This window comes from Nostoc sp. UHCC 0870, from assembly GCF_022063185.1.
Taxonomy (GTDB): Bacteria; Cyanobacteriota; Cyanobacteriia; order Cyanobacteriales; family Nostocaceae; genus Trichormus.
On the sequence record NZ_CP091913.1, the window covers coordinates 652,699 to 664,112 of the forward strand.

At 38.3% G+C, this 11,414-nt stretch carries 10 protein-coding genes; 6 read left to right on the forward strand and 4 right to left on the reverse strand.

Annotated features, from left to right (window positions below):
* Nucleotides 1-678: 678 nt before the first annotated feature.
* Nucleotides 679-1,290 carry a CPP1-like family protein gene (locus tag L6494_RS02845; RefSeq protein WP_237991356.1) on the forward strand — a complete coding sequence of 204 codons (612 nt, stop codon included), beginning with the start codon at nt 679-681 and terminating at the stop codon, nt 1,288-1,290.
* Nucleotides 1,291-1,349: 59 nt separating this feature from the next.
* Here L6494_RS02845 and L6494_RS02850 read toward each other — a convergent pair whose 3' ends face one another.
* The 3 genes from L6494_RS02850 to L6494_RS02860 form a co-directional block, all read right to left on the reverse strand.
* Nucleotides 1,350-2,057, reverse strand: a complete 708-nt coding sequence (locus L6494_RS02850; RefSeq protein ID WP_237991357.1) for an HAD family hydrolase — start codon at nt 2,055-2,057, stop codon at nt 1,350-1,352.
* A gap of 201 nt (nt 2,058-2,258) precedes the next feature.
* Nucleotides 2,259-3,293, reverse strand: coding sequence for a 4-hydroxyphenylpyruvate dioxygenase (gene hppD, locus L6494_RS02855; RefSeq protein WP_237991358.1), 1,035 nt, complete (start codon nt 3,291-3,293; stop codon nt 2,259-2,261).
* A gap of 131 nt (nt 3,294-3,424) precedes the next feature.
* The gene (locus L6494_RS02860) at nt 3,425-4,702 is read right to left on the reverse strand and encodes an IS1/IS1595 family N-terminal zinc-binding domain-containing protein (protein ID WP_442946981.1); all 1,278 of its coding nucleotides are present in this window, start codon (nt 4,700-4,702) and stop codon (nt 3,425-3,427) included.
* A gap of 106 nt (nt 4,703-4,808) precedes the next feature.
* Here L6494_RS02860 and L6494_RS02870 point away from each other — a divergent pair, with 106 nt between their 5' ends.
* The 4 genes from L6494_RS02870 to L6494_RS02885 all read left to right on the forward strand — a co-directional run bounded on the left by L6494_RS02870 (nt 4,809) and on the right by L6494_RS02885 (nt 8,873).
* Complete coding sequence (locus L6494_RS02870; RefSeq protein ID WP_237991359.1) at nt 4,809-5,408, forward strand: cytochrome b/b6 domain-containing protein; 600 nt, start codon at nt 4,809-4,811, stop codon at nt 5,406-5,408.
* A gap of 35 nt (nt 5,409-5,443) precedes the next feature.
* The gene (locus tag L6494_RS02875; protein WP_237991360.1) at nt 5,444-6,166 is read left to right on the forward strand and encodes a molybdopterin-dependent oxidoreductase; all 723 of its coding nucleotides are present in this window, start codon (nt 5,444-5,446) and stop codon (nt 6,164-6,166) included.
* A gap of 130 nt (nt 6,167-6,296) precedes the next feature.
* Nucleotides 6,297-7,730: a bifunctional orotidine-5'-phosphate decarboxylase/orotate phosphoribosyltransferase gene (locus L6494_RS02880; protein WP_237991361.1), complete on the forward strand. Its 1,434-nt coding sequence runs from the start codon at nt 6,297-6,299 to the stop codon at nt 7,728-7,730.
* Nucleotides 7,731-7,808: 78 nt separating this feature from the next.
* Entirely contained in the window at nt 7,809-8,873 is a 1,065-nt protein-coding gene (locus tag L6494_RS02885; protein WP_237991362.1) for an AI-2E family transporter, read from the forward strand.
* A 199-nt stretch (nt 8,874-9,072) separates the two neighbouring features.
* On the opposite strand, the gene L6494_RS02890 is transcribed toward L6494_RS02885, so the two are convergent.
* Entirely contained in the window at nt 9,073-10,260 is a 1,188-nt protein-coding gene (locus tag L6494_RS02890; protein ID WP_237991363.1) for an FAD-dependent oxidoreductase, read from the reverse strand.
* Between the two features lie 395 nt (nt 10,261-10,655).
* Between L6494_RS02890 and L6494_RS02895 the strand changes: the two genes are divergently transcribed.
* Nucleotides 10,656-11,402, forward strand: a complete 747-nt coding sequence (locus tag L6494_RS02895; protein WP_237991364.1) for a pentapeptide repeat-containing protein — start codon at nt 10,656-10,658, stop codon at nt 11,400-11,402.
* Nucleotides 11,403-11,414 lie beyond the last annotated feature (12 nt).

Genomic DNA, 11,414 nt, shown 5'->3' on the forward strand with positions numbered 1-11,414 from the left:
CACAAAAATAAATTTATTTAAGATTAACAGCAGTGTTGCGTAAAACGCAGTTATCACTGGGGGATGATGAAAGGAGCTAAAAGGCTCAGAAGTTAATTTCCTGATTTTCCAAATGATAGTGTAATCAAGATGCTGGACAAATATACTAGAAAAGAATTTGGTAACTATTTTTACAGCTTAATGTATATCCTGTCATGAGAAACTTATATGTCCAGCTACCCAATAATAGGCTATTAGCGACAGATCATTTATTCTGCCTGGAAACTTCCCTCTATTAATTCAGTGGAGATTTAAAACTTTTCAATTTTAAATCTTTATGTGGATAGATACCACTACTTAGGTTAGAGCTAAATCATGGAAATGTCCTCAAGTTACGGTAAAGTGGTAAATCTGAAGCCGAAAAAATCTTTTGCGAAAAATTACATTCTTTAGGTATTCCCAGTTCAAATTCTAGGTTAGAGCTAGAATTGGTCAACGACATGAGGGTATACACGGAGTTATAACAATATGTTAAAGTGGCTATAGCTGAAATTCCTGGGTTAATCTGACTAACGCGTGCTACTATCCTGGTAGAGCATAAAATTCGGTCGATAGTTTTGTCTTCGATCAAATTAAAATCTAAAATTGTTATTCTGCAACAAAAAATTGCCTCTGACTAAGGCTGAAGTATAAACTCCCATGAGCGATCAAAATCCCTACGAAAAACTTGGGGTATCAGAAGATGCTAGCTTCGATGAGATTCAGGACGCTCGCAATCGCCTGATGGAGCAATGTAGCGGCGATGCCAAGAGTGTAGAAATCGTTGAGGCAGCTTACGATGCGATTTTAATGGATCGCTTACGGATGCGCCAGGAAGGAAAAATCAAAGTGCCAGAGCGTATCCGCTTCCCAGAATTGAGGATACAATCAGCTCCGAAAGAAAGTCCCACTCCTCGTGAGCAGTCACCTGCATGGCTGCAAAATATTCTGGATCAGCCCACAACGGCAGATGTGCTTTTACCCGGTGCTTGGTATGTGGGTTTGAGTGCAGTTAGCATTTTTACAGGTAATCAGGTTTTGCAGCTGGCCTTAGTGGTTGGGGTAGGAGTTAGTATTTTCTTTCTCAATCGCAAAGAAGGTAGATTTGGCCGAGCAGTTTTGTTTACTCTAGTTGGGCTAATTATTGGCTTAATTGCTGGAGGATTAATTGCTGGCTGGCTATTACCACAAGTACCATATCTCTCAGCTAATCAGTTTTCCACTGTACTGACGTTTATATTGTTGTGGTTAGTTAGTAGTTTTTTGCGTTAAGTACAATTCTCAATCTAACTCAACCAAAAACCCCTTCTATTCAGGAAGGGGTTTTTAGTTTATATTTTCGATGATGTAACTGATACCGTAGATTCCAAGATGAAATTTACCGCAGTGCTTAAATCTGGAACAATTAAGTCAGGATAGTAAAGTTCTAATTGAGTGCGATCGCGGATACCAGATTCAACAGCCATAACTTTAATATCATGCTTTTTAGCGGCGGCAATGTCAGCTTCTGTATCCCCTACCATCCAAGTATCGGCTGCGGGGGGTAGTTCTGCTAACGCCCTAGCCATCAATAAGGGTTTATCTTCAATATCACGAGTTTTTACATAATCGTTACTGAGACAATAACAGCGATTTTCGGGAAAAAACCGCCCTAAATCGTATTTTTGGCAGGCATAGTCTAATTCCTTCACCCGGCGCATCGTCATCACCGCTAAATCAACGCCAGCTTGTTGAATTTTCAACAATGCTTCTACCGCACCTGGGATGAGGCTATCATACTCAAAGTAGGATTCTGTATGCACTGTTTTGCGCCGCAATTGGGCAAATTCTTGAGCTTGCGTCTCATCTAGACCAGAATTCAAGGCGATTTGTTTTTCTGGAATTTGCGATCGCTTCATCTGCCAAAATTCCGCTTTAGCCAGTTGTTGCACTTCTTGGTGGGGATATCGGATTTCTTCTAGGCAAAATTGATAAACACGATAATACCTCTCGGAAACATCCATAATAGGGCCGTCGAAGTCGGTAATTAGTCTCAGCATCGGCGGAAGTAAGTGTTAATTTTTATTACAAATATTTTACCTCGCTGTAATGTGTCATAAATAAATATTTTCCCCCACACCCCACTCAGCACTCATTACTCATTACTCAGCACTCAGCACCGGCTAAACGCCGCGCTACCGCTAACAGCACTCAGCACTCCCCCACTCAGCACTCATTACTCATTACTCATTACTCATTACTCAGCACTCTAAAGTCCCGCGTTTAATTTGTTCACTTTCAATGGCTTCAAAGAGGGCGCGAAAATTACCTTCCCCGAAGCCTTGCGCTTGGCGGCGACGTTCAATAAATTCAAAGAAAAAGGTTGGTTCTCCAAAGATGGGCTGAGTAAAAATTTGTAACAATACTCCTTGATCGGAATCTTGCTGCCAATCTACCAAAATTTCCTGTTGAGCGATCGCTGCTAATTCTACAGGTGATAGGGGAAGTCCGGGGCGGTTTTGGAGTTGAGAGTAGTAGGTTTGGGGAACGGAGAGTAAAGATAAACCACGCTGGCGAAATTGGGCGATCGCGTTGACAAGATTGGTGGTTTGCAAGGCGATGTGTTGAATTCCTGCGCCACGATTGCAATCTAAAAATTCTTGAATTTGGGAATTTTGGGAAGCTGGTTCATTGACTGGTAACTGCACGCTACCTTGACGGGAAACCATAACTTGACTATACAAGGCAGAGCGATCGGTTTGAATTTTAAAGGTTTGGCGGGGTTGAAAATCGAGAATTTTGTCATACCAAGTAACTACACGCTCTAAGTCACCTGCTGCCACATTCAGGACTATATGATCTATAGCAGTGACAATATTGTTAGATGGGCTTTGATGGGGTTCTGGGGGACGTTCAATTAAGGTATGAGTCAAACTACCCCAAGCTGCTATTTTGCTGCATTTGTGGAAGAAATTACCTACTTGGCGTTCCTCGATAGATTGTAAGACTTTCGCACCGTGGTTTTGAGCATGAGCGATCGCAGTTTCTAAATCTTCAACTGCAAACGCAATATCTACTACACCAGGGGGGTGTTGACGCAAAAACTCAGCTACTGGACTGGTGGGTAATACAGGTGAAGACAGCAAAAACTTGACCACACCACTTTTCACCGCCTCTGTGCAAGTGTGGAATGAATGGATACCACTAGCTATTGATGTGAAACCCAGATAGTTTACAAACCAATCTCGCCAGACTTTGGCATCTTCTACATAGAAGTGAACATGATCAATTTTCATATATTCTCAAAATCTAGCACCACAGCTGATCTAATTGTAAATTTTGTCGTTATTGCTAGATTTTTAAGTCTTGCCTGGGCAAGAATTATACAGACGCAGTAAATTAGATTACATTGACTTACACAATCAGGCTATGAATTGAAACATCCCAGAGACTGATTTTTAGACGCAGTGACTTCGTATTCTTTACCGTTGGCTTTCAAGGTAAATAGGGGTGATGACTGCAAAAACTTAATAAAACTAGAACCAAGTTTTAATTTCTTGATAATTGAATTAGGAGATTGACCACATCTTCTTTGTAGTTCTGTCCCTAGTTTGGATACAGATAATTTAGTTTTAGGAGACTTAATATAGATATTCTGAATAATTTCTAAAAGCAATTTCTCTAAGTCTATTTGGGAATTAAGCTCTTGGCAAGTAGGGGATGTTGTGGGAGAATGAGGCGTTTGGGTAAGTGGCTCTGTTTTTTCTAATTTTACTGAATTATCATTATGTAATTCTAGATGACATCGTTCTTGAAATAAGTTAGCGATCGCCACGAGATTATTTAATTTAGTTTCAATAGATTCTTGCTCAGACTTAATTAAATTTTCTATTTTCTGTACTACATCCTCCAAAGAAGGAATCTCCATTGTCAAGGGGAGCGAATAGAAAATCGATTGCCTATTATTGCAGTTTTCTATATGTAATATTTGGGCTTGTCTCCGTACCCAATACACTGTTAAACCCTGGTTTAGCAATTCATTACAAAGATGCTTGAGAATGGTATCTCCAGAGCAAACCAATATTTCTTTAACATTGGGATAATAACGTAAAATATTAGCACCAACTGTCATCATTTTCGCATCAGCACTGTCTTTACCATCAGGCACATGAACGAGTTGATAACCTCGCTCATATAAATCTATATCTTGTTTGCCAATGCTGGGATTTTTCCAGTTTGCAAAACCTATTTTAACTTTGAGTGGATATTTACATATACTAGCTAAAAATGTTTCAATATCAATATTTATTTTTAAGTTTTCTACATCTAATAGTATTAAAGAAATTCCTGTTTCTGCAACATCAGTTCTATCTTCTATTGGTTGTTGAATTTTCTTGATAACCTGGGAGACTAGCGGAGATTCTAACCACCCATTTGATAGGATATTTTGTAATAGTTCTTCTAATAGGCTTAAGCTAAAAGACGCTGTAGATTTTGCAGTCGTGTTTTCCGTTATGGACTGATTTTCTAAAACGACTGAGATTTCACTATGTCCGGTGATATCCGTCATCAACTCATTTGCTTCGGGATGGGGTGACACAGACTCTAGGAATTGTTTACCGCAATTCTTGCACAGGTAATTCTGCTTACCCTTCCGATGACCGTTTTTACGATATGAAGTTGATGCACAATGGGGACATTTCATTTTCTTCTTCAGCCTGTCTTGTGCTGATGATTACCTCTAAGTATGTGATTTGAAAAGTTTGCTTCACATTTTTTAATATAATTATTTAACTAAAACATTTAAATCAATGACTACAACGATTCCCCCAAAGATGAGAAAGCTACCTACCCAAGCCATAGGGGCTAAGGTTTTCCACTCTATCAGCATCATTAGCCTGTTTCTCATGGTGACTAGTGGACTGCAAATTTATAATGCTAACCCTGTGTTTGGTGGACGTGCCGGTTTACACATACCTCCTATATTTACGTTAGGGGGTTGGCTAGCAGGTGGTAGACACTGGCATTTTGCGGCTATGTGGCTATTTTCCTTAAATCTTCTGTGGTACGGAATTTATGTTTTAATTACTCGACGCTGGCGACATCGATTTGTTGGTGTTAATGACATCAAGGCATTACAAAAAACTCGGAATTCTCAGCGTCTATTTTATGCTTTGCATCGCATTGTTTATACATCTATTATTCCAATTTTATTACTGGCATTATTGACTGGCATAGGTATGTATAAACCTGCTCAATTTCCTGTTATTGTTGATATGTTTGGGAGTTGGGAAGCTTTACGAATTGTTCATTTTTCCTCAGTCCCAATGGTCGTAATATTTGCTATTGTTCACTCATTTTTAGGGCGTAAAGCTGGAGGGGAAGAACTCACAGCCTCAATGTTTTGGTAGAACAAATATTAACTAGTCATTTTGCATTATTAAATATGGATTTAATCCGCCTACGCCGTCCCCAATTAAGCCGCCGTCAATTTTTAAAGATTTCCGGTATTTCTAGTATGAGTTTTTTGCTAGGTGGCTGTGGTACACCAATATTTGAAGATTTAGTGGGTACACTTTCTGAACCACTGAATCAAAAGATAGAAAAGCTGATATTTAGCCCCCAGCAGCCAGTCCCAGAATTTTCATTTAGTGAAATTCAACCAAAACAATTAATAGTGAATACCTTCCGTGGTACACCAATTATTGATGTTGAAAAATATCGTTTAATTATTGATGGTGAAGTTGATCAGCCTTTAAATTTAAGTATGGCAGAAATTCAAGGTCTGCCCTTAACTTCCATGATTATACGCCATGTTTGTGTGGAAGGTTGGGCTGCGATCGTGCAATGGGGTGGGATACGTTTAAGAGAAATTATTGCTCTTGCCCAGCCTAAAAGTAATGTCAGATATGCTTATTTTAAATCTGCTGATGGCTACTATGAAAGTTGGGATATTGCTTCAGCTTTACATCCCCAAACACTTTTAGCTTATCAAAAAAATGGTGAACCTTTACCAGTTGATAATGGTGCGCCTTTACGCCTCGCTTCGCCAATTAAACTTGGTTATAAACAGAGTAAGTGGGTAACTCAAATTACTCTCACAAGTCATTTAACACCTTTTCAGGGCTACTGGGAAGATCAGGGTTATGAATGGTTTGCAGGAGTGTAGTACCGCCTGACTTTTTCACATTATGTGGAAAAGCTAATGCGAAACCTAACCCCCTAACCCCCTTCCCTAGTAAGGAAGGGGGAAAAGTTAAAGCCTAATAATTAATCATTCATAACTATTGACTAAAACAATGATTTTTTCTGATAAATTACAAACAATTATTTCGCAAAATCAAAGTTTATTATTTGTTGGTCTTGATCCAAATATAGAGATGATGCCTGATATTTATAAATCTCAGGATATCATCGCTGGTTTGTGGGAATGGATGCAATTTATTATCACTGAAACTGCTGATTTTGTTTGTGCTTATAAGCCAACATTGGGTTTTTATGAAGCCTTGGGTATTCCGGGTTTAGAACTACTGCATAAAACTTTAGCAGCTATCCCAAATCATATTCCGATTATTTTAGATGCGAAACATAGTGATTTAAATACTAGCACTATCTTTGCTAAGACAGTATTTACAGAATGGCAGGTAGATGCAATTACACTTACTCCCTATACAGGACAAGATCATGTAGCTCCATTTTTGGTTTATCCTGATAAAGCTGTATTTATTTTATGCTGTACTTCTAACCCAGGTGCAGAAGCTTTACAGCAATATCCTACAAAAGAATCACCACTTTATTTACAGGTAGTAAAAGAATCAAAAAATTGGGGAACTCCAGAACAATTGGGGTTAGAAGTAGGCACTACTAATTCTGAAGTATTATCTCAAATTAGAGCCGTTGCACCTGAACGGATAATCATGGCGCGTAGCGTTTGGGGTGAGGGAGGTAATTTAAATAAAATTTTAGAAGTGGGTTTAGATACTAACGGGAATGGTTTATTAATTCCTGTGCCTCAAGATATGTTGGCGAAACCAAATCTATCTGAAGAAGTTAAGTCTTTACGTGCAGAAATTAATCAGATAAAAACTCAGGTGATTCAAAATGCTTCTACCTGTTCTGTGTGGCTTCCAGATGTTGTTTCTCCCAAGCAACATCCTTTGCATGATTTGATTTTACAGCTTTATGATATTGGTTGCATTATGTTTGGTGAATTTGTCCAAGCATCAGGGGCAATATTTCCTTACTACATTGATTTACGCAAAATCATTTCTAATCCCCAAGTTTTTAATCAAGTCCTTAATGGCTATGAGGAAATTTTAAAAAATTTAACTTTTGATAGATTAGCCGGTATTCCCTATGGTTCTTTACCAACTGCTACTGGCTTATCTTTACGTCTAGATTGTCCCATGATTTTCCCTCGAAAAGAGGTGAAGGTACATGGAACTCGCAGATTAATTGAAGGTAATTTTTATCCTGGGGAAACGGTAGCGGTTGTTGATGATATTCTCATCAGTGGTAAAAGTGTGATGGAAGGGGCAGAGAAGTTAAAGTCGTCGGGGCTAAAGGTGCAGGATATTGTGGTTTTTATTGACCATGAACAAGGTGTTCAAGATAGATTAATAGAAAATGGTTATCGTGGTCATGCGGTTTTAACTATTTCGGAAATCACAAGTGTGCTTCATCAATCTGGGATGATAAATGATGAGCAGTTTTTGGCTTTGCGTGAGGGTTAATTTTAAATGCAGAGGTACGCAGGGTTTTAAGATTGTTTTTTGAAAAAATTAGGATGCTCCTGGAGGTAGGGTAAAAGGGTGAATATTTCGCTTAATCAGTTGATTAAATGGTTAATAGTAACTTTGTTGTTTCCTCTGGTATTTATCAATGTTTGGCTGGTTAGTCTGGTTTTTAGATATTTCCAGCCTTTGGTGACAATGTTTGTATTGGCAGCTTTGTTGGGGTTTATTTTAAACTATCCTGTTTCACTCCTCCAACAACGGGGAATTAAGCGTAACTATGCGGTAGCTTTAGTCTTTTTTGTAAATTTACTACTGTTAGTAGCTGTGGGGATTATATTACTACCAATAGCAATAGAACAATTTAATGACATAGGAAAATTACTCCCACAGTGGATAGATGCTAGTCAGGAGAAGCTTCAGAGGTTGAATGATTTATTTATTAGTGAGAAATTACATATTGACTTGGGTGAAATACTAACAAAAGTCACTGATAAAATACCCGATGAATTGGAAAATCTTTCCGATAAATTCGTCAGCATTGTCATAGATACAATTGATAGTCTTTCTGAAGCATTAGTGACAATAGTTTTAGCTTTTTACTTTTTATTAGATGGAACAAGAATTTGGGACAATATATTTAATAAATCACCTTGGTCTTTTGTTAAAAAACTAAGAGAGCCTATTCAGACTAACTTACAAAATTACTTGATTGGACAAGGCACTTTAGCTTTGTTGATAGGAACTTCACAAACATTGATGTTTTTAGTTTTTCAAGTGCAGTTTGGGTTACTTTTTGGTTTGGGAATTGGGATTTTCAGTTTAATTCCCTTTGGTGATGTTGTGAGTTTAATTGTGATTACTTTAATCATCGCATCCCATGATTTTTGGTTAGCGGTGAAGGTTTTAGCGGTAGCTGTGATTATAGACCAAATCATCGACCAAGCGATCGCACCTCGCCTGTTAGGTAGTTTGACTGGTGTTAGACCTGTATGGGTTTTGGTTTCTCTATTGGTAGGAACTTATGTCGGTGGGTTGTTAGGCTTGCTGGTGGCTGTACCTGTGGCGGGTTTAATCAAAGATATTATTGATGGCTGGGACTCGTTATCTGGTCAGCCTGATGAGGTGACAGGTGACAGGTGACAGCGTTTATTTACTTAGGAAATTTCACTTAGTTGCAAAATAAGCATTAAAATTATGCAATTTTTGCATTTACCCGGATGCGCTTTCTGCAATCTGATGGCATTCTCTATGGTTAGGAATAGAGTTGATGGCATACATCATCAGTACCCCGGCGTTGGCTGGGGTCTTTTTATTGGGAAGGAGATTTTATTTTTAATTTTTAATTGATTTGTCCCCATTCCCGCATGAAACGTCTGTCAATCTTATCTTTCCACTGCCAGAGGAGTGGGTGGGGTGGTAAAGTTAGACAGCCTTTGGTTGCGATCGCGCGTCCATCTCCTGTACTAATTAAACTGAGATATTGTTGCTGTGGTTTGTAGGGTTGGAGTGGTTGACCTGTTAACATCCGCCGCAGGTTCTCAAATAATGGCTTTCCTTGTCGCACAGCAAATACTCCCGCTTTGGGTCGGGGATGATTCTTCATTGTCGCAATGTCACCTGCTGCAAATACCTCTGGATGGGTAAGAGATTGCAATGTATCTTTAACTAGAATAAAGCCTTGGTCATCGGTGGCTAGTCCTGTGGTTTTTATCCATTGGGGGGCTGAGGCTTGCGTTACCCAAAAAACTTTTTGACATTCTAGCTGGAATCCCGATTCACATTTAACTGTAAATGATGTTTCTCTGTGAGGAGATGGTGCGATTTGAGATACTGTTTCACCCAGATGTAATTTAACACCACGGCTGATTAAAACTTGCTGCACCTGATATTGTACAGATGGATGATGATGCGGCATGAGTTCAGGTTGACGTTGAAATATATGAATTGCTAAATTTTGCAGTGGTTGTTGAGCTTGTTGTAAAATTCGATGCAAATGAGCTTGCATAGATAACGCTAATTCCACACCCCCAGCACCACCCCCGACAATAACTAAAGTGATTGCTTGTTGGGGATTTTGGACGACAGTTTCTAATAGCTGATACCAATTTTCTAATAGTTTCTCTACTGGTTTAGCGGCAATTGCATATTCTGCTGCACCTGATACAGATATTGTAGCGGGAGTGCTGCCAATATCAATAGACAGTAAATCAAAATCTACCGCCGGACGGTTAGCACAAATTATTTTGTGGTTGATTAAATCCAGGTCAACTGCTTGATCAAGATATAATTGTGCTTGGGCAAAATCAGCTAATCTTGGCAAGTTAATGTGACATTGGGCGCGGCTATAAAAGCCAGCAATATGTCCCGGTAGCATTCCAGAGTAGGGTGTATCTGAAGTTGGAGTAATTAAAGTTAAACGTACTCCAGGCAAAGGTTTCATGCCAAACATTTTCAGGACAATGGCATGACTATGACCACCACCAACTAATACTAAATCTTTTGCGATCGCCTGTAAATTATGCTGCATATTTATTTATAAGTATATGATTATTTTTTTTGGAAAGTTTAGTTTAATGACTATATTGTTTTAGGTATTATATATAACTTACATTCTTTTGTCATAACGATATTAATTAATACTTTTACACCTTGAAAACTATCCGATGTTTAAGCTCATTTTCTAGCCATTTGCCTGAAAAATATACCCTTAACAAAGGTTTTTATCAACAGCATTATGGCAAGTTACAAGTATCGATTATAACGAGATCATGTGATTGTTGTAAGTTTTTATTTACATATATTGAACTAGTTAGTGCTATTTGCATTCAGAAGATAACAGATAATAGTCATATTTACTAATATTCAAATTTCCATAAAATATGGAAAATAACATCACTCTAAAATCCTATAAATGTGTTGCTTATGTTTAACGTAATTAATGACTTTTATCATGCAACGGCAAAGCAAATAATTAATAGGCAATTTTCTCTAGCCAACATCCTCCATAATATATATTCTCATGCAGACAAACTTGAAAATATCTCTCCTCATATAATCAAGCAAAAATGCAACCTATTGATTGAGTATTGGCAACAACAAAAGACTGAGGAATTGCTAGCAACCGTTTCTGAGTTAGAGCCTTTAGCTCAAAATTATCTCCAGTATTATGAAACAATTATTGAATTTCTGAGTGATTTTGTGCGAAATTATGCTCCTTATATCTCTCAAGCAGGAGTTAATAGCAGCCCAAAACTGACAATGGGTGCAGAAATTCAAGCAGTCTTAACTGTAATTGCCAAAATACACAGGAAAACAGACTCGGAAAATACACAACTAGATTTAAGTCATACTGACTTGCGAGGAGCAAATCTTAAACAGGCTAACTTAGAGTGGGCAAACTTATATTATGTGAATCTAGCTGGGGCTAACTTGAGTCAAGCAAATCTGTCTGGGGCAATTCTCAGTGCGGCTAATCTTTGTGGCGCAAACCTTTCTGGTGCTAATCTGTCTGGGGCAATTCTCAGTGCGGCTAACTTAAGCCAAGCTAATCTCACAGGTGCTAATTTATATCAGGCAAATCTTTATTTAGCGAACTTGCACCAAGCCAGTCTTGATGATGCCATATTGAATGGGGCTAATCTCCGACAAGCCAAATTTCTGGAAAAATAAAATTTCTTTATT

What these genes read in the sequence shown, in the direction of transcription:
- L6494_RS02860 (WP_442946981.1), bottom strand. Translation starts at nt 4,702, where the DNA reads ATGAAATGTCCCCATTGTGCATCAACTTCATATCGTAAAAACGGTCAT.
- L6494_RS02890 (WP_237991363.1), bottom strand. Translation starts at nt 10,260, where the DNA reads ATGCAGCATAATTTACAGGCGATCGCAAAAGATTTAGTATTAGTTGGT.
- hppD (WP_237991358.1), bottom strand. Translation starts at nt 3,293, where the DNA reads ATGAAAATTGATCATGTTCACTTCTATGTAGAAGATGCCAAAGTCTGG.
- L6494_RS02880 (WP_237991361.1), top strand. Translation starts at nt 6,297, where the DNA reads ATGATTTTTTCTGATAAATTACAAACAATTATTTCGCAAAATCAAAGT.
- L6494_RS02845 (WP_237991356.1), top strand. Translation starts at nt 679, where the DNA reads ATGAGCGATCAAAATCCCTACGAAAAACTTGGGGTATCAGAAGATGCT.
- L6494_RS02850 (WP_237991357.1), bottom strand. Translation starts at nt 2,057, where the DNA reads ATGCTGAGACTAATTACCGACTTCGACGGCCCTATTATGGATGTTTCC.
- L6494_RS02870 (WP_237991359.1), top strand. Translation starts at nt 4,809, where the DNA reads ATGACTACAACGATTCCCCCAAAGATGAGAAAGCTACCTACCCAAGCC.
- L6494_RS02875 (WP_237991360.1), top strand. Translation starts at nt 5,444, where the DNA reads ATGGATTTAATCCGCCTACGCCGTCCCCAATTAAGCCGCCGTCAATTT.
- L6494_RS02895 (WP_237991364.1), top strand. Translation starts at nt 10,656, where the DNA reads ATGTTTAACGTAATTAATGACTTTTATCATGCAACGGCAAAGCAAATA.